The 21,820-nt window shown below is 36.2% G+C and carries 20 protein-coding genes and 1 pseudogene; 16 read left to right on the forward strand and 5 right to left on the reverse strand.

All coding sequences use genetic code 11. The features are described 5' to 3' along the window. Window positions 1-5 precede the first annotated feature (5 nt). The 3 genes from CJ229_RS07890 to CJ229_RS07900 all read left to right on the forward strand — a co-directional run bounded on the left by CJ229_RS07890 (window position 6) and on the right by CJ229_RS07900 (window position 4,501). Window positions 6-1,559 (forward strand): gamma-glutamyltransferase, encoded by a 1,554-nt coding sequence (locus CJ229_RS07890; RefSeq protein ID WP_102167805.1) that lies wholly within the window; start codon window positions 6-8, stop codon window positions 1,557-1,559. A gap of 98 nt (window positions 1,560-1,657) precedes the next feature. Beyond that, window positions 1,658-3,436: a DUF2207 domain-containing protein gene (locus tag CJ229_RS07895; protein WP_102167804.1), complete on the forward strand. Its 1,779-nt coding sequence runs from the start codon at window positions 1,658-1,660 to the stop codon at window positions 3,434-3,436. A gap of 63 nt (window positions 3,437-3,499) precedes the next feature. Continuing rightward, complete coding sequence (locus tag CJ229_RS07900) at window positions 3,500-4,501, forward strand: LCP family protein (protein ID WP_102167803.1); 1,002 nt, start codon at window positions 3,500-3,502, stop codon at window positions 4,499-4,501. A 32-nt stretch (window positions 4,502-4,533) separates the two neighbouring features. Here the strand turns inward: CJ229_RS07900 and CJ229_RS07905 are convergent, their stop codons facing one another. Beyond that, complete coding sequence (locus CJ229_RS07905) at window positions 4,534-5,412, reverse strand: LysR family transcriptional regulator (RefSeq protein ID WP_317846559.1); 879 nt, start codon at window positions 5,410-5,412, stop codon at window positions 4,534-4,536. A gap of 117 nt (window positions 5,413-5,529) precedes the next feature. Here CJ229_RS07905 and CJ229_RS07910 point away from each other — a divergent pair, with 117 nt between their 5' ends. Continuing rightward, entirely contained in the window at window positions 5,530-6,942 is a 1,413-nt protein-coding gene (locus CJ229_RS07910; protein WP_102167801.1) for an MFS transporter, read from the forward strand. Beyond that, window positions 6,935-7,900, forward strand: a complete 966-nt coding sequence (gene speB / locus CJ229_RS07915; RefSeq protein ID WP_317846560.1) for an agmatinase — start codon at window positions 6,935-6,937, stop codon at window positions 7,898-7,900. Before CJ229_RS07910 ends, speB begins: the two co-directional genes overlap by 8 nt. Before the next feature lie 37 nt (window positions 7,901-7,937). Here the strand turns inward: speB and CJ229_RS07920 are convergent, their stop codons facing one another. From CJ229_RS07920 to CJ229_RS07930, 3 genes are all read right to left on the reverse strand, one after another. Beyond that, window positions 7,938-8,396 (reverse strand): YsnF/AvaK domain-containing protein, encoded by a 459-nt coding sequence (locus CJ229_RS07920; protein ID WP_102167799.1) that lies wholly within the window; start codon window positions 8,394-8,396, stop codon window positions 7,938-7,940. A gap of 24 nt (window positions 8,397-8,420) precedes the next feature. Then, window positions 8,421-8,666, reverse strand: a complete 246-nt coding sequence (locus CJ229_RS07925; RefSeq protein ID WP_070710163.1) for a hypothetical protein — start codon at window positions 8,664-8,666, stop codon at window positions 8,421-8,423. A gap of 122 nt (window positions 8,667-8,788) precedes the next feature. Then, window positions 8,789-9,208 (reverse strand): cupin domain-containing protein, encoded by a 420-nt coding sequence (locus CJ229_RS07930; protein WP_102167798.1) that lies wholly within the window; start codon window positions 9,206-9,208, stop codon window positions 8,789-8,791. A gap of 179 nt (window positions 9,209-9,387) precedes the next feature. On the opposite strand from CJ229_RS07930, the gene CJ229_RS07935 reads away from it, so the two are divergent. The 4 genes and pseudogenes from CJ229_RS07935 (at window position 9,388) to CJ229_RS07950 (ending at window position 14,169) form a co-directional block, all read left to right on the forward strand. Further along, window positions 9,388-11,712 (forward strand): LPXTG cell wall anchor domain-containing protein, encoded by a 2,325-nt coding sequence (locus CJ229_RS07935; RefSeq protein ID WP_317846561.1) that lies wholly within the window; start codon window positions 9,388-9,390, stop codon window positions 11,710-11,712. Window positions 11,713-11,871: 159 nt separating this feature from the next. Then, window positions 11,872-12,872, forward strand: a pseudogene (gene argF / locus CJ229_RS07940) (ornithine carbamoyltransferase). Window positions 12,873-12,937: 65 nt separating this feature from the next. Beyond that, window positions 12,938-13,723 (forward strand): threonine/serine exporter family protein, encoded by a 786-nt coding sequence (locus tag CJ229_RS07945; RefSeq protein WP_102167796.1) that lies wholly within the window; start codon window positions 12,938-12,940, stop codon window positions 13,721-13,723. Between the two features lie 8 nt (window positions 13,724-13,731). Next, entirely contained in the window at window positions 13,732-14,169 is a 438-nt protein-coding gene (locus CJ229_RS07950) for a threonine/serine exporter family protein (protein WP_257993708.1), read from the forward strand. A 204-nt stretch (window positions 14,170-14,373) separates the two neighbouring features. On the opposite strand, the gene CJ229_RS07955 is transcribed toward CJ229_RS07950, so the two are convergent. Beyond that, entirely contained in the window at window positions 14,374-15,450 is a 1,077-nt protein-coding gene (locus CJ229_RS07955) for an IS30 family transposase (RefSeq protein WP_068128648.1), read from the reverse strand. A gap of 131 nt (window positions 15,451-15,581) precedes the next feature. Here CJ229_RS07955 and CJ229_RS07960 point away from each other — a divergent pair, with 131 nt between their 5' ends. The 7 genes from CJ229_RS07960 (at window position 15,582) to CJ229_RS07990 (ending at window position 21,819) form a co-directional block, all read left to right on the forward strand. Beyond that, window positions 15,582-15,827, forward strand: coding sequence for a glutaredoxin family protein (locus tag CJ229_RS07960; protein ID WP_102167705.1), 246 nt, complete (start codon window positions 15,582-15,584; stop codon window positions 15,825-15,827). Between the two features lie 72 nt (window positions 15,828-15,899). Further along, the gene (locus CJ229_RS07965; protein ID WP_102167733.1) at window positions 15,900-17,090 is read left to right on the forward strand and encodes a phosphoglycerate kinase; all 1,191 of its coding nucleotides are present in this window, start codon (window positions 15,900-15,902) and stop codon (window positions 17,088-17,090) included. 10 nt (window positions 17,091-17,100) lie between these two features. Further along, window positions 17,101-17,856 carry a triose-phosphate isomerase gene (gene tpiA, locus CJ229_RS07970; RefSeq protein WP_317846562.1) on the forward strand — a complete coding sequence of 252 codons (756 nt, stop codon included), beginning with the start codon at window positions 17,101-17,103 and terminating at the stop codon, window positions 17,854-17,856. Next, window positions 17,849-19,357, forward strand: coding sequence for a 2,3-bisphosphoglycerate-independent phosphoglycerate mutase (gene gpmI, locus CJ229_RS07975; RefSeq protein WP_102167707.1), 1,509 nt, complete (start codon window positions 17,849-17,851; stop codon window positions 19,355-19,357). The genes tpiA and gpmI overlap by 8 nt, the downstream gene beginning before the upstream one ends. A 28-nt stretch (window positions 19,358-19,385) precedes the next feature. Beyond that, the gene (eno, locus tag CJ229_RS07980) at window positions 19,386-20,678 is read left to right on the forward strand and encodes a phosphopyruvate hydratase (RefSeq protein ID WP_102167708.1); all 1,293 of its coding nucleotides are present in this window, start codon (window positions 19,386-19,388) and stop codon (window positions 20,676-20,678) included. A 70-nt stretch (window positions 20,679-20,748) separates the two neighbouring features. After that, a complete protein-coding gene (secG, locus tag CJ229_RS07985; protein WP_068129929.1) occupies window positions 20,749-20,979 on the forward strand; it encodes a preprotein translocase subunit SecG in 231 nt (76 codons plus the stop codon). Window positions 20,980-21,081: 102 nt separating this feature from the next. Continuing rightward, entirely contained in the window at window positions 21,082-21,819 is a 738-nt protein-coding gene (locus CJ229_RS07990; protein WP_102167709.1) for an alpha/beta hydrolase, read from the forward strand. Window position 21,820 lies beyond the last annotated feature (1 nt).

Below are 21,820 nucleotides of genomic sequence, written 5' to 3' on the forward strand. Positions count from 1 at the left end.
TTATAATGAAAAAATATTTCCCTTTAATTGCATTAATATTATTGTTACTGACATCAGTCGCAATATATATGGTGAAAAATAATCGAGATATGATTTCTTTAGAAAAAGACAGTTTTAAAAATGAAAAGAATGAATCGTACTCCGTAACGTCAAGTGACTACCGAGCAAGCGAAGTCGGGCAAAAGATTATCGCAGACGGTGGGAACGCTGCAGATGCTGCGATAGGTGTTGCGTTTGCCTTAGCTATCGTCGAGCCGTATGCTTCAGGACTTGGCGGTGGTGGAGCGTTATTATATTACGATGGTCAAATGGAAGCACCCGATGAAATCAAATATCAGAGTATATCATCGAGCGTATATGAACAGGGTGATTTAATCGGGGTTCCTGGACTCGTTAGAGGAATGGATTACTTACAAAAAGAGTATGGCAGTATGAAAATGGAAGAAATTTTAGATTATGTCATACCTTTAGCAGAAGACGGGATTACAGTCGATGCAAGATTTGCACAAAACCTCGCGCTATACAAAGAATATAATGACTTAGACAGTCCATTTTATAAAAACGGTGAACCAGTAGCTAGTGGTGAAAAAATCACTCAACCGGAACTTGCAGACACTTTACAATACATTCAAGCATATGGCGCTGATGCATTTTACGAAATGCTTGGTGAGAGTATGACTGAAGAGTTTGAGCGTTTTAATGTCGAAGATTTTACGAATTATACTGCGACTAAAGGTGACGTATTAAGTATGGACTACCAAGGATCTACAGTATACACGCCGAGTAGCCCGCTCGGTGGTGTGTTTACATTACAAGCATTAGCGATTGACGAAATACTACGTGAGAAAGACGGTGCGTCTTATAACTTTATACAATCCGTAAGTGATGCGAGAGATATTATGATGATTAACCGAGATATCGTGAGCGATATGGACGGTGATAGAATGCAGTATTTAGACAGATACTATATTGAGAATGAACTGTATCAATTAAATGATGTCGAGAGCGTCGAATATGAAGAAAATATTAATAACAACACCACACACTTTGTCGTCGTCGACAAAGAAGGACGTATGATTAGTGCAACGAATACGTTAAATAGATATTTTGGATCAGGTAAATATAGTAGTTTAGGATTTTACTTAAATAACTCTTTAGACAATTTTTCAAAAGATCCGATGAGTCCAAACTTCGGTGAACCAAACAAAACACCAAGATCATATACGAGTCCAACAATTATTGTGAATGACGATGGCTATATCGGTATCGGTACACCAGGTGGAAATATGATACCGACGGTCATATCACAAATTATCATTCAGTACTTTAATAACGATATGACATTAAAGTCAGCCATCAACCAAGGGAGATTATTTAAATCTAACGATCAAATTTATTACGAAGATTTTGCACAATTTGAATTGCTGGGTAATATTGATGAACTCGATTCGCCGATTAGAAAAATTAGTTCACCGAATGAATTCGGTAATATTCAGTCCGTCATTTATGACCGTGAAACTAAAGAAAGTCACAGATATTATGACCGAAACAATCGATAAAGAAGGCGAAACGCCTTCTTTTTTGTGTATATTAGTTTTGTTACAATTATAAGTAAGACAAAAGAAATAAATAATAATTTTTTAGAAAGAGGAATGTGATGAAGAAGTATATCGTATTTTTATTAAGTGTTTTACTTAGTTTAACTATAAGTTTTAAAGCATATGCAAATGAAATTGATAATATCAACATTCATATTGATATTAAAAAAGACGGTTCAGTAGAAGTGACTGAAGAACGAAAACAAAATATGGATGATGGTACAGAAAATTATATAGTGTTTAATGAAGAAGATATGCAAGGTGCTAAATTAACACACTTTTCTGTAGACGGATTTAAAGAAGTAAAAGAATGGGATTCTGACTGGAAGCGTGATGAAAAAGCGGGTAAATATAGTGTTTTAAATACTGATGATGGTTTTGATTTAGTATGGGGAATTGGAGAGTATGGAGATAAGAATTATACCGTTCACTATACATTAACTAACATGGTAAAAAATTTAAAAGATGGACAGTCTATTTACTGGGATTTTAATACATTTACAGAACTACCGACTGATGAAATGACGATGACTATTTCATCATACGAACCATTCACTAAAGATAACGTTCGATTTTACGGATTTGGTATTGTTGGAAATATGCATTTAAAAGATGGAAACATCGTTTGGAAATCTAGTGAAGCTATGGATGGTAGTAACTATGCAACGGTACTTTTACAATTTGATTCGAAATTATTTAATACAAATGCTAATAAAGATAAAACGTTAGAAGAAGAAAGAAGTATGGCATTACATAATTCAAACTATAATGAGGATTATTTAGATAGTAATGAAACACTTGGGCCGAAGATGAGTCTTACAGGTAAAATTTTCTCAGGGTTAGGGATTCTATTTGGAAGTATTGTTGCGCTATGGACGATTGCTGGATTATGGATTGCAAATCGTAAGAAAAAATCACGTGGTCATATTAAATCAGGGTATACAATTAAAAAGGACTTAAAAAATTCATCAACAAAAATACCACCGTCAAAAATGAACGATTATGCAGGGTACGCATACTTACTTAATCATTTAGACTATGCGTATTTTGAGCAGTTTATATCTGCATATATAATAAAATGGCATCGAGATAATCGTATTGAAATTGAGTTTGAAGATGACTCCAAAAAATTAAATAAAAGAAATACCTCAATTATTGTAAAAGATTATGAGACAGTGAATGAGGAGTACGGTAAATATTTTGAAGAAGCATTAAAACAAATTGAAAACGAAACATATAACGGAGATTATGAGTTATTACTATGGATGATGTTTTTAAATGCGATGGATGATCATAAAGTAATCACCAAAAAGAACCTGGAAAAGTGGTTTAAAAAGAACGCAACAGATGTTTCTAAAGTTGCGGATTACCTCGAAGATTACTCAAAAGAATATTTAGAGGAAAATGGGTATATTAAAGTTGAGAAAGATTCAGCTGCGTTTGTACCTTTTGAAGTTATAATACCAACCACTAAGGGACATGACTTAATTGAACACTTCGTTAAGTATAGTAATTACTTACAAAATGAAGATGAGAATACATGGTTAGAACGTGTTAAAAATGATGAAATTCAAACAGAAGAACTCATTTATATTTATTTACTTGGGGTAACAGATGAAATTGAATCAAGATTTAAAAAATATCATTTAAATAAATCTGAGGAGAATTATTTTTACCCAAATTACTTCTATCTCTTTAATAATACGACAAACTCTATAAACCAAGGATTATCAAGTGGTGGATTTAATAGTTCTCAAGCATCCAGTGGTTTGGGTGGAGCTACTGGAATGGGCGGTGGAGCTGGCGCCGGAGGCGGCGGAGGTGGTGGTGCACGTTAATGTTCGTGCATCCGGCTGCTTCGTGCTATAATATACATGATTTTAAAGAAAGAGGCGCCAAGTATGTCTGAATATAGTAGGGACGACCGACTAAATAGTCAAAATGACCAAAATGTTAAATATGAAGCACCGAAAAAGCCGAAGAAAAAGCGAAAGTTATTTAAAAAAATATTCGTTTTATTAATTATCGCTGTAATTTTATTTATCGGATTTATGATTTTTAAATTGTTTAGCTTAAGTAACGATATTAACCAACCACTGGACCGAGAGTATTCAGAGTACCGAGATAATAAGGTGAGTTATTTAAAAGGTGAGCCATTTTCTGTAGCTATTTTTGGAGTAGACTCAGATAGTGAACGCGGATTATCTGGTGGTGAACGAAGTGATGCGATTATGTTACTGTCTATTAATCCAAAAGAGAAAAAGACAATGCTCGTAAGTATTCCACGTGATACGCGTACGGAGATTGTTGGCTACGATACGTTTGAAAAAATTAACCACGCTTATGCTTATGGTGGCCCGGAAATGGCAGTAAATACAGTTGAAAACTTTATGGGGGCACCGGTAGATCATTACGTCGCTATGAATATGGACAGTGTGAAGCATTTAATTGATAGTGTTGGTGGCGTTAAAGTCAAAAGTAACGGCACTTTTACAGTTAAAGGCATTGATTTTGTCGAAGGTGAAACGTATAAAATGGACGGTGATACCGCACTGAAGTTTATAAGAAGTCGTTATGAAGAAGGCTCTGGTGGTGACAATGGACGACAAGAACGTCAGCAACTCGTATTAGAGTCTCTTGCAACTAAAATGTTAAGTCCTAAAGGCTTACTTCACATCAATTCAGTGTTTGATACGTTAGGAGACAATGTGAAAACAGATTTATCTTCTAGAGAAATTAGCTTAATGGCACTTCGCTATTACGGTGCGAAGAAAAACGTCGAGCGCGTGCAATTAGAAGGTGAAGATGCTGTCTTAAATGACGGGTTATGGTACTTTATACCATATGACGAGAGTATCAACGAAATCTCAAATGCATACAGACAAAATTTAGGTTTAGAATAAAGTCTAATCCAGGTCTAATGACCTGGATATTTTTATGTGTTTATTGCTGCAACATATTCTTTTATTTCTGTCATGAAATCTTCAATTGCTGGTGGAAAGTTTTGCCGCTTCATATAGTTCAAATACAAGTCAGGTCCATATAAATCATATTTTAACTTAACGCTTTTGACTTCTGGATTTGTATAGTTCCTTGCGTAAAGTTCAGGAATTACAGAAATTCCTAGCCCTTTTTTTACAAGTCTTACTGCAGCTCCTATTGAAGATACTTGCAGTAAGTTATTATAATGAATATCATTCTTCTTAATAAATTCATTAAAATTATAATAATTTTCAACAGCTATAAAGTTAAAATCTTTTAATGTTGAAAGGCTAGTTTTATCTTTGTATTTTTCAACATCTTCTGCTCTAACTAATAATGAATATTTATTATGGGTTAATAGATGAGATTCCATATCCTCGTCTAAATAACTTAGTGGTGTCAAACAGAAATGCACTTCATGTAACCGAAGTCTATTTATAATTTCGCCTGTTGTACCCTCAATCAACTTAATGTCATATGTCGGGTTATCATTCATAAATGTTTCAAATAATTCAGGAATTACTGCTCTGAATTCTTCTGTAATCCCTATTTTAAGTCTTCCAGAACCATTATCTCTTATAAACTGAATATCTTCTTCAAGATTTGTAAATGAAGAAAGAACGAGTTTTGCATGGCTATAAAATCTCTTACCTGATTCTGTCAGTATATATCCATCTTCTCCTCTTTGAATGATTTTAAAGCCCAATTCCTTTTCTAAATTATGAATTGAAATCGTTAGCGCTGGTTGTGATATATAGAGTGCATTTGCTGCGCGTGACATCGTTTTGTGTTCGATAATCATATCTAAATACTTGAGTTGTCTTAAGTCCATTTCGTCCTCCTATAAAAAATACTTATATTTATATATATTATATATATTTCACAAAACTATTGCAGTATTCTAATATTAAAATTAAGAAAACGGTTTTATGAAACGGAGGATACACGTATGGCATCTGATCAGAGTAAAAACAATTTATATATTTTTGGTATTGTTCTTGCAGTATTGACGTTTTGGTTGTTTGCACAGTCGATGATTAATATTATTCCGGCTATGCAAAAAGATATGGATATAAACTTATCTATGCTTAATATCGCAACCAGTGTAACCGCTTTGTTCTCTGGATTATTTATAGTAGTAGGCGGAGGCATTGCAGACAGAAGTGGAAGAAAGAGAATGACATATTTAGGATTGGTTCTAAGTATTGTAGGAAGCTTGCTAGTTATTATTTCATTCTCAAGTGTCATCTTAATTATAGGACGTGCAATTCAAGGGATTTCTGCAGCACTGATTATGCCTGCAACACTAAGTCTCATTAAAACGGCGTTTAACGAAACGGAAAGACAACGCGCGCTCAGCTATTGGTCATTTGGTTCTTGGGGTGGCGGTGGTATCGCAACGTTAGCCGGTGGATTTATTGCTACATACCTTGGATGGAAATGGATTTTTGTTTTTTCAATCGCAGTTGCGCTCATCTCAATGTGGATCTTAAGAGATATCAAAGAGAGTAAAGCTAAAACTGAAAGTAATGAAGGGTTTGATTACGTCGGTTTTGGTATTTTCGTAGTCGCACTTATCGGAGCAAATTTACTCATCACTCAAGGGGATTCTCTTGGATGGTTGAACCCAACAACACTCATCATTGGTGGCGTAACAGCACTATTATTCATTGTGTACTATCTATATGAGAAAAATCGTAAAATACAATTTATAGATTTTAACTTATTTAAAAGTAAAGCGTACACAGGAGCTGTCGCATCTAACTTCTTTACAAACGCGATTGCAGCAAATATCGTAGTTGCAAACATCTATGTACAAGTAGAGAGAGGTTTTTCAGCTTTTGAAACTGGGTTATTAACAGTCGGTAACGTCGTCGCACTTCTCATCATGATTAGAGTTGGTGAACGTATGCTACAAAAACAAGGACCAAGACGTCCTATGGTTATTTCAATATTTGTAGCAGCGATTGGAATGAGTTTAGCAGCAATGACATTCTTGCCAGACCTACCTTATGTAATCGTCGCATTTATTGGATTCTTAGTAGCTGGTGTTGGAATTGGTATGTATGCAACTCCATCGATTGACACAGCTCTTGCCCATATCGATGACGACAAAGCAGGTATTGCATCTGGAGTATATAAGATGACAAGTTCACTTGGGTATTCATTTGGACTCGCTATTTCTACTGCTACTTACAGCACGATTTTAAATATTACAGGAAGTCAAAATATGGCAGCAACATATGGCATCCTAACAGTATTAATTTTTGGTGCAATTGCTTTACTCATTGTTAATAAAACAATAGAAACAGAAAAAAAGTTTGTGAATTCAAAACATTTAGGAGGAATTAAGCATGGTTAAACCAGAAGAAAAACAATTTTTAAACTTACCTTTTACAGGCATTTGTACATTTGGAAAGTATCCAGTATGTGCGAATTTAGATGAATTAGATGCAGATGTAGCGGTTATTGGTGTACCAAATGATATGGGTACTCAGTGGAGATCGGGTGCGCGTATGGGCCCGCGTGCAGTGCGTGAAGGTTCTACATTATACAGCTTTGGTTTAAACGGTGCGTATGATATAGAAAATGATGTCATGTATCTCGGACCAAAATGGAAAGTTGTCGACTGTGGAGATGTAGATATCGTCCATGGAGATATTATGCAGTCGCATGACAATACTGAAGAAGCGATTCGTAAAATTGTAGATAAAGGGGCGATGCCAGTCGTCATTGGTGGGGACCATTCAATTACAGCAGCAGTTGGCAAAGGACTAGAGAAGTTAGGTCCCTTTCATGTAATTCAGATTGACGCACATTTAGACTGGGCAGATCATCGTTCGGGCATGCGTTATGGCCATGGAAACTGTATTAGACGTTTATCAGAAATGGACCATGTTAAAGATATCTTCCAGTTAGGAATTAGAGGTATAAGTAGTAGCTTAAAAGAAGATGTGGATGCAGCCCGCGATTACGGAGCGACAATTCTTTCTCCGAAAAAAATGAGAGACATAGGCGTGAAGGGTATTCTAGACTTACTTCCTAAAGGCGAGAAATACTATATTACAATTGACATAGATGGGCTCAATCCGTCGATTACACCAGGTACGGGTACACCGTCACCAGGTGGGTTACTCTATGACGAAGTGAATGAATTATTAAAAGCAATTGCAAGTCACGGTGAAGTCATTGGATTTGATTGCGTTGAAGTAGCACCGCAATATGACCCAACTCAAATGACAGGTCAAACAGCAGCGCGTGTCATGTTAGATTTACTCAGCTATGTTACTAAGAATAAAGAAGAAATAGAACAAGAATAATAAACACGCCTCTTAAGCTTTGCTTAAGAGGCGATTATCATTTGTCTTCTGGTTTATTCAAACGTTCAGAGACAGTCACGTCTTCATAACGGAGTGTACCAGAAACGTGTTCCGTGTTTTCTACAACTTCTTTTCTAATAATGATTTCCTCAGTAACTACTTTCTCTTTTATAATTTTAATACGTTCTCTAGTAATTGGGATGCGGATTATATTTAGATCATCATCGGAATCTTCTGTATTATTGTATGCTTCAAATAAGGGCTCGCCTTCCACTTTACGGCGTTCAACAGTGACTTCTTCTTCTTTGATGGGTACATCAAACTCTTCTAATTTTGTATGTGTTTCTTTATTTACAATGACATCTCCGCGATGGACATTTTCTTTACTGACTTCAAGGACCTCTTCGTGTAAATCTAGCGTTTTGTCATCTGTTTTCAACATATCAGAATCATTAGAAACAGATGAGATGGCTTCGTCATCAACATATAAAAGCATACCACCATCTTCTAAAACACGTTCTTAGTCATCAATGCTATAGTGAGACATGCGATTAAATGGATAATCTTGTGCGTCATTAAAAGTATCTTTAATCGTATGACCTTCTGACACAATGACTTCTTTAATATCTGGTCTAGATTTTAAATAGTCTTTTACGCTTTCTCTCGTAATAATCGTAATATGGCTTTCAGGTATACCTGTTTCTGTGTAATGTGCGACTTTTAATTTTAAATCATTCGTATTTTGTAAGTATTCTATATGTCCCATAATGGATATCCTCCGCTCACATCTTAGTATTCATGTCATTCCCTAAAACAGAGGCATTTAAACGGAATTTGAGTGGTGATAAAAAATATCCGACATAATATTATGTCGGATATTATAAAAATCTAAAGTTCATGACCTTCTTCTTCAATCGCATCGTCTTGTGTTTCATGAACAGTCCCTTTTGGATGATGAGGCGGTGCATAAATAGAGTATACTTTCATAGGTACGTCGCCCATATTGGTAATATTATGGTATTTACCTGAAGGTACAATTACCACATCATCTGCAGCAACTTCTTTTTCATAAGATAAGTCTTCTTTAGAATCACCCATTTGTACTTTGCCTTTTCCTTGTTCTAGTCGTAAAAATTGGTCTGTGTCTTTATGAATCTCAAGACCAATGTCGCCTCCAACAGGAATAGACATTAGCGTGATTTGAAAAAAGTCGCCTGTCCATAAAGTAGTTCTAAAATTTTCATTTTGTAACGTAGCGTCTTCAATATTAATCGTCAGTGGATCTTTGCCATAATCTTTTAAATTCATAATGATACCCCCATAAAACTTCTTATATCTATATATAGACGAAATAAAAAGTTATAAACAATTAATTACTTAGTGACATTAAATTTTTTTGAAAAATATTAAATTATAATACTATTGTATAAAAAATATAAGTTGCTATAATATAAAGTGATAATTAAAATTATTTTGGAGGGTATTCTATGAAAAAAAAGAAACATTTGGGTAAAATCACACTTATATCAATGGCTGGATTTTTAACTTATACATACGGGTCAGAAGCTCAAGCAAGTGAAGTAGATAGTCATTCCGAATTTACGAATGATGAAGAAATCTCACATGATTTGAACGAACCAAAAATTGAGATGGTTGAAGTAGAGCTTTTAAATCTTAATAATGATTTAGAAGTAGAAGCTGAACCAGAAAATGATAGTGTAGAAGAAGATTTAAAGTTAGAAACTGAAAAAGCAGAAACTGTTAATAATGATTTTGAAGATCAATTAGAAACTGAACAAGCTGCTATACAAGTAGAAGCGGAAATCGAAGATGTTGATTTAGAAGTAGAGTTTGAATCAGATAAAGAAGTAATAAAAGAAAAAGAAACCGTAACAATTGATGATTTTTCCAGTGAAGAACTTCTAGAGTCATCTCATGACCTTAATAATCATATATCTTCAGAAGAAACGTTTTCAACAATGAACATTGATGAAAGTTCAACAAATGAAATAGACGCAGAAGATGAAACTTCATTATTCAATGGTGAAGAGCTTTCTAGAGTGCTCATTAATGTAGAAGAACAAGATGCAGTTAAAGAGATTAACGTAGTTGGAACATTTGATCCAACTAAAGTAGACGATATGACTAACGGATATACTAATACATTAATGTTAATTGATTCTAAAACGCTTAAAACTATCGCAAACATTTCGTTTATAGGTAAAACTTTTGATAATAGATTAGAAGATTTCATTAATGATTTTAATAATGAAAACGGTACTTTATACAAATATCAAAATAAACAATTGATTTCAAGAAGTGGTTCTTCTACTACAATTGGTGGGATAACTAGGGGGAGTTATCAATATAAGTATAATGTTTATTTATTAAATGAATCTGATACTGTTATTTCTGATAATGACAAACCACTTGTACCATCATATGTTTTATATGATAATACTGATCGTAGACGTACATTAAAATCAATAACTATTAAGGATGAATATAATAATAAACTATATTCTAATGAAAACTTAATTAACTATATGACAGTTGACGAAGTGATTAAAGAGGCACTTGGAATGCTAGATGAAAGTAAATATTACTATGACTATCTAGATGTCAGCAGTGGTTTTACTTCAATAGTTTCGAATTTCGGCTCATTCAGAGGAACATCATATGATATCGAAGTTTATGTTGGTACAAAAAAGAATACTGAAACGACATCAACTACTGAAGTGGTAGAGATCCCATATGATATTATAATAAGATACGATGATAATGTCGCTAAAGGTGAAATTATCGTTGAACAAGAGGGTAGAACTGGTCTCGAGGAAGTGACAACACATACTACGTATGAAAATGGTCATATAATCGATGAATACAAAGACCATGTTATAATAAGAGAACCGATTGATAGAATTGAAATACATGGAAACAAAGTAGTTCAAAATTTTGAAAGAACAGAAGTTGAAGAAATTCCATATAATATAATTTTGGAAGAGTCAGACGAACTAGAAGTCGGTCAACGTGTACTTAAGCAAAAAGGTATTAATGGTTCTATCACTTCAATTTATTTAATTACTACAATTAATGGTGTAGAAACTTCAAATGAGTTAATTGAAACTCTTTATGTAGATTCTATAGATGAGATTTATTTGATTGGTACAAAAGTAGTTATTCCTGACGAACCAGAAACACCAGGTGAGACAGAAGAACCATCAGAACCAGTAGTTCCAGACGAACCAAAAACACCAGGTGAGACAGAAGAACCATCAGAACCAGTAGTTCCAGACGAACCAAAAACACCAGGTGAGACAGAAGAACCATCAGAACCAGTAGTTCCAGACGAACCAAAAACACCAGGTGAGACAGAAGAACCATCAGAACCAGTAGTTCCAGACGAACCAAAAACACCAGGTGAGACAGAAGAACCATCAGAACCAGTAGTTCCAGAAGAATCAGAAACACCAGATGAGACAGAAGAACTATCAAAACCAGTTGATACTGATAGATCTGAAGTTCCAACTGATAGTGAAAAGTCTACTGAATCAGATAATTTCGTCATGTATGAAGACTTCACTGAAAATATCAATGAAGTTATGCAGGCTGAAGAGATATCTGTAAGTAAAAAAGATAATAAAGTGAACGAAGTTAACCCTACATCAAATATTAATACTGCAAATGAAAGTATGGAGACTTTACCAAATACTGGTCAAGTTCAAAATAATACTGCACTAGCTGGTGTAGCTACTATGTTTGCAGGATTGCTTGCATTAATTGGTGTTAGAAGAAGAAAAACTGAAAAATAAATTTTTAACCTTTATGAGTTTTTGCTCATAAAGGTTTTTTTATCTTATCTTAAAAAGGATAACGGATATACATAAATAAAAGACGTAGTATTTTAATTAAATATACTGTATTCATATTAATTATTCAAAGTATAGCATAAATAATATAAGGGGTGTCGTATGTTTAATCCTAAACATTTTAATTTGTTGCACGATTTTACTAAAGCAGAACTCGAATATTTAATTGATTTTTCTATTCATTTAAAAAATCTAAAGGCCAATCGTATTCCACATGAATATTTAGAGGGGCAAAATATCGCACTCATTTTTGATAAAAACATTTTCAAGAACACGTTCGGCTTTCGTTGTAGCGAGTCATGATCTTGGTGCACATAGTGAAACGCTCGTTAAAAGTGACATTCAGTTCGGTAAGAAAGAGTCCGTTGAGGATTCAGAGAGTGTTTGGTTCGATGTTTGATGGTATCATGCTCCGTGTTTCTAAACAAAATATTGTAGAGACTTTTGTCGAACAGGCGGGTGTGTCTATATGGAACGGTATGACGGATGAGTGGCACCCGACTCAAATGATTGCAGATTTCATGACAATTAAAGAGCATTATGGCACTTTTGATCACCAGCACGTCGTCTTTTGTGGCGATGGTTCTAGTAATGTCGCAATTAGTCTCATGGCAACGTGCGCGATTCTAGGTATCGATATGACAACCGCTTCACCTGAATGTTTGCGTCCAAATACTAGAACTCTGGCACTCATTGAAAAACTTTCTTCTGAGAGTGGTGCTTCTATTACATTTAACAAAGATCCGAATGTTGCTGTTAAAAAAGCGACAGTTGTCTACACTGATGTATGGGCATCTATGGGTGAAGAAGATAAGTTTAAAGAAAGAATTGATGAGTTATACAAATATCAAGTGAATAAAGAACTTGTGTCTTATATTGAAGGGGAGTATATTTTTATGCACTGTCTTCCTGCGTTTCATAATACAGATACAGAAGTAGGAAATTACGTAAAAGAAAAGTATGGTATCGATGAAATGGAAGTTACGGATGATGTGTTTAAAAGTCCGAACGCAAAACAGTTTATACAAGCTGAGAATAGGCTTCATTCTATTAAAGCAATTATGGCTTCAACAAATGGACATCTATTTGTGCCAAGTGTGTAAAGTGCGTTACTATTTTAGTCTCGATTTAGTATAATGATGTATACCTTATTTTTGGAGGCTAATGTATGCTTGACCAATTAGAACAATTAGACCGTCCAGATGATAGTCTTGATTTAAAATATGTGAGAAAAGTGTTCTTCGTGGCGCTAAACTGTGGGAAAACGTTGATGGAAAATGGTGCGGAAACGTATCGTGTAGAAGATACGATGGAGAGAATCGCAAAGCACTATGGTGTAGAGAATGTCCAAGTGTTTGTTGCAACGACTGTTATTATATTATCCATGAATGATTACGGATTATCTCAACAAATTCGTATAATCACACGAAATAATAACTTAGAAAAAGTAGTAAATATTAATGAACTTTCACGTCAAATAATTAACGGAATGCCTATTGCTGATGCGAAAGAAGCGGTAAATAGAATTAGTGAAACGAGAATGTTTCCGTTATGGCTCGTCGTATTATTTGGTGGAATTGCCGCTTCAATGTTTTTAATGATGTTTAATGGTTCAGTCAAAGATTTACCGATTACTATATTTGCAGGTGCATTAGGTGTATTAGTTACAGAGTGGATCCAGCGTTACACAAAAATAAAGTTTTTCACAGAGATTCTTGCTGCATTTTTAATCGCGTTATTTGCGGTGTTATATGTACGTTTTGGATACGGCGTAAACGTTGATACGATCATCATCGCGTCAGTAATGCCCCTCGTTCCAGGAGTACCGATTACAAATGCTCTAAGAGAACTCATTCGTGGTCACTTTTTAGCAGGGAGTATGAAAGGTATTGAAGCAGGACTCACAGCGATTGCGATTGGTGCTGGTGTCGGTACAGTATTTTTAATTATTTAGGAGGTTAAATGAACATGGTATTTATCGTACAGTTTATACTTAGTTTTTTTGCATCATTTAGCTTCGGCATTATATTTAATATCCCTAGAAGACATCTCGTATCAAGTGGTATAACAGGTGCTTTTGGGTGGGTCATGTTTTATCTTTTAAGTCAGACAATTGGTATTGATGATTTAATCGCAAACTTTGTTGCTGCGATAACGATGACAAGTACAGCGATATTTTTCACTAAAAGATTACAAGCGCCACTCATCGTATTTGTGACATGTGGTTTAATTCCACTCGTTCCAGGAGGTAAAGCATATGAGGCAGTACGCGCAGTAGTTGAGAATAATTACTTAGAATCATTAGAAACAGGGTTTCAAGCAGCGATAATTTCTTTATCGATTGCGATGGGGATAATTATTACTGAAATGATTTATGAGTTATTTAAAAATATTACTTAAATTTCAAGTTTAAGTTAGCCACTTGAAAATAGTTATTTCAGTAAATTTCACAAAGTTATATTGTACGCTTTCTTACAGTCTTTTGCTTGACGTGGGTATGGGCAAGATATCCGCAAAGCGGGATGTGTGGTGGATGTTTGCGTTCAACTTCAAACAACACACAGGGCAAGTCATGCCCATAAGGGCCCCAGGTCAAGCAAAAGATTAAGCAGCCAGTTCTAAATCCAATTGCTTCAACTCTTGCACAAAAGCCTGGTGGGGTGTTTTATAGTCCAGAATTCTTCTTGGATAATCGTTCATCCATTGTTGAATCCGCTGGACCTGGCGGTCGCTTACTTCTTTAAGAGACTGATGTTTCGGCAAGAAACGCCGGATAATCTTATGTTGATTCTCACTCGTTCCACGTTCAAAAGAAGCAAAAGGATGGCAAAAATACACATCGGTTTCTTCAGACAGATGGGATAGGTTGGCGAACTCACTTCCGTTATCCGAAGTGACTGTTTTAAAAATCTGACTGTCCAATCCTTTTAAGGACTGTATAAAGCTCTGCAGAGTTTGGTCTACCGCATCAGCTCTCTGACCCGCAATTTTGAAAATTTTCTCAAAGCGTGTCTTTCGCTCTACGAGCGTCAATAGAACAGGTTCATCGGCATCAATTTTTCCAATGACGGTATCAATTTCCCAATGACCAAATTCTTGGCGATTCTCTACGGATTTTGGCCGTTCTTCGATTGAGGTACCCAAAACTTTTACATTTCGTCGCACTCGACCTTTGGTAGACCGCGGTTTCCGTCCAACCTTTTCGAGTAAGTCGATATTCTTGGTGCGCATGATGCCACTGTCGATCCAATTGTAGAGGGTTGAAGTACTTGGAATGATCGCCGGATCAAACAGGTCCATGGCTTTATTAACCACTGTATCTGGAGACCATTTGTCTTCAAGCATTTTTCGATCCGCCCATTCAGTGAATCGCTCCGTTTCCACCCATTTGGGACGGCGGCCACAGTTCGCACGATTTCGCAGATAAATGTCATGATGCAGCTCTGCGGAGTAGACCTTTTTATAGTAGGTATACGTCTTGCCATTCTGTTTCTGTTGGCTTTTCTGCGTGACAGACGCTGTATTGATGGCATTATTGATGGTTTGTGGACTACGTCCAAGCAAAGACGCAATCTTTCGATTGGATAAATCAAGTGCTTTATACGCTTCAATTTTCTTCATTTCACCGTATGTAAGGTGTTTAGATTTGCGTGATTCTGTGTTATTATCTACATGGGTCATGTGAATTCTCCTTATATTGGTTGGTGGTACATTCAATATAACATGAAATTCACATGGCTTTTTTTATTTTAAGTGGCTAGGTTGATTATAAAATCTTCCTTTAAAAATATTAAAAAGAGGATTTCAGAAATATGAAACTTACACTTCTCATGACATCAAATTGTAAATTATGTGACGATGCCAAGTTAAATTTAAAACACGCAATAGAAAGTTTTAACAATATTAACTATGATGAGGTAGATATATCTACAGATGACACTCTTCTTGAAAAGTATATGATTCGTGTACCAGTGATCTTACACGAAGATACGATTATTCAAGAAGGTATTACCGATTTCTTTACGATATACGAGTATATTGAATCGGTTCAAGCGTGATTATACATGTAACCGTTTAAAATAATTCAAATAAACGATATAATTAAATAAGTGTATATTATTTGGAGGATTATTATGAAAGCAACTATTAAAGATCTAGATTTAAAAGGGAAGACTGTACTTGTACGTGCAGATTTTAACGTACCGTTAGAAGACGGTAAAATCACAAACGATAAACGAATTACAGCTGCACTTCCTACAATTAAGTACATTATTAATGCAGGCGGTAAAGTTGTATTATTCTCTCACCTTGGACGTGTAAAAACAGAAGAAGATTTAGAAACACTATCGTTATTACCAGTCGGTAATCGTTTAAGTGAAAAATTAGATCAAGACGTATATTTTGTAAACACGACAAAAGGTGAAGAGTTAGAATCAGCAATTGAAGACTTAAAGAATAGAGAAGTACTTCTTGTAGAAAATACTCGTTTTGAAGATCTTGATGGTAAAAAAGAAAGTAAAAATGATGAAGCCCTCGGTAAATACTGGGCGTCACTCGGGGATGTGTTTGTTAACGACGCATTCGGAACAGCACATAGATCTCACGCATCAAACGTTGGGATTTCTGAACATTTACCTGCTGTGTCAGGATTTTTAATCGAAAAAGAAATCGACTTCTTAGGTGAAGCGGTATTAAATCCAAAACGTCCACTCGTTGCGATTTTAGGTGGCGCAAAAGTGTCAGATAAAATAACGGTAATCGAAAGCTTACTTGAAAAAGCTGATAAAATTCTAATCGGTGGCGGAATGGCGAACACGTTTTTACGTGCTCAAGGCTATGACACTGGAAAGTCACTCGTTGAAGAAGATAAACTCGATCTCGCAAAATCTCTTCTTGAAAAAGGGAAAGATAAGCTCGTATTACCGGTTGACGTCGTTGCAGCTAAAGAATTTAGTAACGACAGTGAGCACGCTGTAAGAGACGCTTCAGAGATTGAAGCAGATGAAATGGCATTAGACGTTGGTCCAAAAACAGTAGAATTGTTTGAAGAAGTTCTAAAGGACGCGAAAACAGTCGTATGGAACGGACCGATGGGTGTGTTTGAAATGTCTAATTTCGCACAAGGTACGATTAAAGTATGTGAATCACTTGCGAAGCTAGAAGACGCAATTACGATTATCGGTGGTGGAGACTCTGCAACAGCAGCTGAACAGCTTGGTTTCGAAGAAGATTTCACACACATTTCTACAGGTGGCGGTGCGTCACTAGAATTTTTAGAAGGTAAAGAATTACCTGGTATTAAAGCACTAAATGATAAGTAAGGAGATAATTATGCGTACACCATTTATTGCAGGAAATTGGAAGATGCACAAAACAGTTAATGAAGCAGAAGCGTTTTTAAAAGAATTACTAACGAAAGATTTACCAAGCGGAGTAGATGCGGCGATTTGTGCGCCGTTTATTCATCTCGATAGACTCGTTCAAGCGACGAACGACAAAGTCGGAATCGGTGCAGAGAACGGACACTTTGAAGCACAAGGGGCGTTTACTGGGGAAGTATCAATTGATAGTTTAAGTGACTTAGGTGTAGACTACGTCATTATTGGTCACTCTGAACGCCGTGAAATGTTTAATGAGACAGATGAATCCGTCAATAAAAAAGTGTTAAAAGCGTTAGAAAAAGACGTCGTACCGATTGTATGTTGTGGTGAAACGTTAGAAGAGCGCGAAAATGAGACATATATCGAGAAGATTACGACACAAATTGAAAAAGCTTTTAAAGATGTAGATGCTGAAGACGCTAAAAAAATTGTCGTTGCGTATGAGCCGATTTGGGCGATTGGTACAGGTAAAAGTGCGACGAGTGAAGACGCAAACAAAATGTGTCAACTCGTTCGTGAAACGATTGAAAAAACATTTAATACAGAAATTAGTGAAGCAGTACGTATCCAGTATGGTGGATTAGTAAAACCCGAAAACATTAAAGAATATATGAGTGAACCACATATTGACGGTGCACTCGTCGGTGGAGCGTCACTTGAAGTTGAAAGTTTTGTCGCGCTTTTAGAAGGTGCACACAATGCATAAACCAGTCGGTTTAATTATTTTAGATGGATTCGGTTGCCGAAAAGAAACGTTCGGTAACGCTGTAAAACAAGCGCATAAACCAAACTTTGACCGTTACATGAGTGAGTATCCAAATAACCGATTAGTCGCATGTGGCGAAGACGTCGGACTTCCAGCAGGTCAAATGGGGAATTCCGAAGTCGGACACTTAAATATCGGCGCAGGCCGTATCGTATACCAAAGTTTAACGCGTATTAATAAATCGATAGAATCAAAAGAGTTTTATAAAAACAAAGCGCTAAACGAAGCGATTGACCACGCGTTAACAAATGACAGTACGCTCCATATTATGGGACTATTGTCTGACGGTGGTGTGCATTCTCATTACAATCATATGTTTGAAATTATAAAACTCGCAAAAGAAAAAGGCGTGAAGCGCGTTTACGTACACGGATTTTTAGATGGCCGTGACGTCGATCAGCAATCTGCACTCACTTATATCGATGAAGCAGAAAGACAGTTTGAAGCGATCGGTCTTGGTGAATTTAAGACGATTTCTGGAAGATATTATGCGATGGATAGAGACCGTCGTTATGAGCGTACAAAAAAGACACACGACGCGATTCACTACGGTGCAGGGCCTTTATTTAAAACGGCACGTACCGGTGTAGAACGTGCGTATGAGGCTGAGATATACGACGAGTTTGTTTCGCCGTTTATCGTCGGACAAAAAGAAAGATTTTTAAAAGATAACGATTCGATGATCTTTTATAACTTTAGACCAGACCGTGCGGTTCAATTATCTAAAGTGTTTGCGGAAAAAGGTTTTGATGAGTTTTTAATCGAACCATTTGAAAACGTAAAATTTACGACGTTTACGAAATATGATGATAGCATCGACGCGAGTATCGTGTTTGAAAAAGAAGATTTAGTAAATACTATCGGTGAAGTCGTTTCAAATGCCGGAATGAGTCAGTTACGTATTGCAGAAACTGAAAAGTATCCACACGTCACGTACTTTATGTCAGGTGGCCGTCACGAAGAATTTAATAACGAAGAACGCATTCTCGTGAACTCGCCAAAAGTCGCAACGTATGACTTAAAACCTGAGATGAGTGCGTACGAAGTAAAGGACAAAGCGATTAATCGTCTTAAAAAAGGCAACTTAGACATGATGATTTTAAACTTCGCAAATCCAGATATGGTCGGACATAGCGGAATGTTAGAACCGACAATTAAAGCAGTGGAAACAGTTGACGAATGCCTTGGTGAAATTGTCGATGAGATTATCTCTCAAGGTGGTGTTGCAGTCATTACTGCAGACCACGGTAACGCTGACGAAGTCGTACAACTAAACGGGGAACCGATGACCGCACATACGACAAACGACGTTCCGGTCATCGTTACTAAAAAAGGTGTAAATGTAGCGAGTGGTCGACTTGCAGATTTAGCACCGACAGTGTTAGATTTATTAGGTATAGACCAACCAAAAGAAATGACGGGTAAAACTTTATTACAATAAATAATTATAAAATAAAAGGAGATTAACCATGCCTAAAATTATTGATATTTATGCGCGTGAAGTATTAGATTCAAGAGGTAATCCAACAGTTGAAGTTGAAGTATTAACAGAAAGTGGTGCATTTGGACGTGCAATCGTTCCGTCTGGTGCATCAACAGGTGAACATGAAGCAGTTGAATTACGCGACGGTGATGACCGTTATTTAGGTAAAGGTGTACAACAAGCAGTAGAAAACGTAAATGATATTATCGCTCCAGAAATTATCGAAGGCGAATTTTCAGTACTTGAGCAAGTATCATTAGATAAAGTACTCATCGCATTAGATGGTACAAAAAATAAAGCAAAACTCGGTGCGAACGCAATTTTAGGTGTGTCAATGGCAACTGCACATGCAGCAGCAAACTACTTAGGCCAACCACTATACAAATATCTAGGTGGATTTAACGCAACAGAACTTCCAGTACCGATGATGAACATCATCAACGGCGGAGAGCATGCAGACAACAACGTCGACATTCAAGAGTTTATGATCATGCCAGTTGGTGCGAAAACATTTAAAAAAGCTTTACAAATAGGTACGGAAGTATTCCACGAGTTAAAGAAAGTGTTACAAGATAAAGGTCTTCAAACAGCAGTTGGTGACGAAGGTGGATTTGCACCGAACTTAGACTCAAACGAAGAAGCACTTGAAACGTTAATCACTGCAATTAAAGGTGCAGGATTTACTCCAGGTGAAGATATCGTACTTGCGATGGACGTTGCATCGAGTGAGTTTTACAATGCAGAAACAAAAACTTACGAATTAAAAGGTGAAGGTAAATCATTCACAGCTTCAGAACTTGTGGATTGGTACGTTCAGTTATGCGATAAGTATCCGATCATTTCAATTGAAGACGGGTTAGATGAAAACGACTGGGACGGGCATAAAGAGTTAACAGAAAAACTCGGCTCTAAAGTTCAACTTGTCGGGGATGACCTATTCGTTACGAACACTGTAAAACTTGAAAAAGGTATCGAAGAAGGCGTCGGTAACTCTATTTTAATTAAAGTAAATCAAATCGGTACGTTAACTGAAACATTCGAAGCTATCGAAATGGCAGCACGTGCAGGATACACATCAGTGATTTCACACCGTTCAGGTGAAACAGAAGATACGACAATCGCTGACATCGCTGTAGCGGTAAACGCAGGTCAAATTAAAACTGGTGCACCGTCACGTACAGACCGCGTTGCGAAATACAATCAGTTACTAAGAATCGAAGACGAATTATATGAAACTGCGATTTACAAAGGTAAGAATGCGTTCTTTAACTTACGCTAATTATGTAGTTGATTACAATATCAATTACTGATATAATATGTAACGATATAGCAAGTAGGGGGAACACGCGATGTATACAGCTTTAATCGTATTACTGATCATTGTGTGCATTTCACTTATCGCGGTCGTTTTACTCCAGTCAGGTAAGAGTGCTGGACTATCAGGAGCAATAAGTGGTGGTGCAGAACAGCTCTTTGGTAAACAAAAAGCAAGAGGTATGGATTTAATATTACACAGAATGACAGTTGTTTTATCTGTCATGTTCTTTTTAATAATGATTCTATTAACATATGTCAGTTAATACTACACGCCGGGGTGTTTAATCACCTCGGCGTTTTATTGTTTTCGTCGTTCTTTATCTTCTAATATATATCTCGTACAATAGATGTAAGGAGTGGTATGAATGAAAGTAAGAATGCCTGGAAATTTTGAGTTTAGTGAAGGTACAAAAGACTATGCGGTACTTTTACTTCATGGATTTACAGGAAATACGTCAGACGTGCGACAACTCGGGAGATTTTTAGAAAAGAATGAAGTTCCGAGCTACGCATTTAATTATGAAGGGCATACTGAAAGTCCTGAAAATATATTAAAATCGTCGCCATATGTGTGGTATAAACAAGCAATTGATAAGTATGACGAGTTAAAAGAATCGTATGACAAAGTATTTGTCGTTGGTCTATCGATTGGTGGAGTGCTTGCGTTAAAGTTATCGATGGACCGTGACGTTGAAGCGTTAGCAACGATTTGTTCGCCGATGACGCTAAAAACGGAAAGTGAATTACTCAATAACTTTAAAATATACGCTGAGATGTTTAAAAAACGTTTTGAACATAAAGAAGACGGGCAAATTAAAAGAGAGTTAGAAAGTTACACCGACGCATCGATTTTTACAGATATTAAGAAGATTATAGGAAGTACGAGAGACCGTCTCGGGGAAGTGACAGAACCGATATTTGTCGCTCAAGGAAAACTCGATGATGTGATTGATATAAATAGTGCTGAAATTATAATCGATGAAGTCGGCAGTGACGATAAGCAATTAAAATACTATGAAAACTCTGGTCACGTTTTAACGATTGACAAAGACAAAGAAGAATTATTTGAAGATTATTACGCGTTTTTAAACCGTAATTTATAGG

The organism is Nosocomiicoccus massiliensis (assembly GCF_002871345.2).
Lineage (GTDB): Bacteria > Bacillota > Bacilli > Staphylococcales > Salinicoccaceae > Nosocomiicoccus > Nosocomiicoccus ampullae_A.

What these genes read in the sequence shown, in the direction of transcription:
- CJ229_RS07890 (WP_102167805.1), top strand. Translation starts at nt 6, where the DNA reads ATGAAAAAATATTTCCCTTTAATTGCATTAATATTATTGTTACTGACA.
- CJ229_RS07895 (WP_102167804.1), top strand. Translation starts at nt 1,658, where the DNA reads ATGAAGAAGTATATCGTATTTTTATTAAGTGTTTTACTTAGTTTAACT.
- CJ229_RS07900 (WP_102167803.1), top strand. Translation starts at nt 3,500, where the DNA reads ATGTCTGAATATAGTAGGGACGACCGACTAAATAGTCAAAATGACCAA.
- CJ229_RS07905 (WP_317846559.1), bottom strand. Translation starts at nt 5,412, where the DNA reads ATGGACTTAAGACAACTCAAGTATTTAGATATGATTATCGAACACAAA.
- CJ229_RS07910 (WP_102167801.1), top strand. Translation starts at nt 5,530, where the DNA reads ATGGCATCTGATCAGAGTAAAAACAATTTATATATTTTTGGTATTGTT.
- speB (WP_317846560.1), top strand. Translation starts at nt 6,935, where the DNA reads ATGGTTAAACCAGAAGAAAAACAATTTTTAAACTTACCTTTTACAGGC.
- CJ229_RS07920 (WP_102167799.1), bottom strand. Translation starts at nt 8,396, where the DNA reads ATGCTTTTATATGTTGATGACGAAGCCATCTCATCTGTTTCTAATGAT.
- CJ229_RS07925 (WP_070710163.1), bottom strand. Translation starts at nt 8,666, where the DNA reads ATGGGACATATAGAATACTTACAAAATACGAATGATTTAAAATTAAAA.
- CJ229_RS07930 (WP_102167798.1), bottom strand. Translation starts at nt 9,208, where the DNA reads ATGAATTTAAAAGATTATGGCAAAGATCCACTGACGATTAATATTGAA.
- CJ229_RS07935 (WP_317846561.1), top strand. Translation starts at nt 9,388, where the DNA reads ATGAAAAAAAAGAAACATTTGGGTAAAATCACACTTATATCAATGGCT.
- CJ229_RS07945 (WP_102167796.1), top strand. Translation starts at nt 12,938, where the DNA reads ATGCTTGACCAATTAGAACAATTAGACCGTCCAGATGATAGTCTTGAT.
- CJ229_RS07950 (WP_257993708.1), top strand. Translation starts at nt 13,732, where the DNA reads ATGAACATGGTATTTATCGTACAGTTTATACTTAGTTTTTTTGCATCA.
- CJ229_RS07955 (WP_068128648.1), bottom strand. Translation starts at nt 15,450, where the DNA reads ATGACCCATGTAGATAATAACACAGAATCACGCAAATCTAAACACCTT.
- CJ229_RS07960 (WP_102167705.1), top strand. Translation starts at nt 15,582, where the DNA reads ATGAAACTTACACTTCTCATGACATCAAATTGTAAATTATGTGACGAT.
- tpiA (WP_317846562.1), top strand. Translation starts at nt 17,101, where the DNA reads ATGCGTACACCATTTATTGCAGGAAATTGGAAGATGCACAAAACAGTT.
- gpmI (WP_102167707.1), top strand. Translation starts at nt 17,849, where the DNA reads ATGCATAAACCAGTCGGTTTAATTATTTTAGATGGATTCGGTTGCCGA.
- eno (WP_102167708.1), top strand. Translation starts at nt 19,386, where the DNA reads ATGCCTAAAATTATTGATATTTATGCGCGTGAAGTATTAGATTCAAGA.
- secG (WP_068129929.1), top strand. Translation starts at nt 20,749, where the DNA reads ATGTATACAGCTTTAATCGTATTACTGATCATTGTGTGCATTTCACTT.
- CJ229_RS07990 (WP_102167709.1), top strand. Translation starts at nt 21,082, where the DNA reads ATGAAAGTAAGAATGCCTGGAAATTTTGAGTTTAGTGAAGGTACAAAA.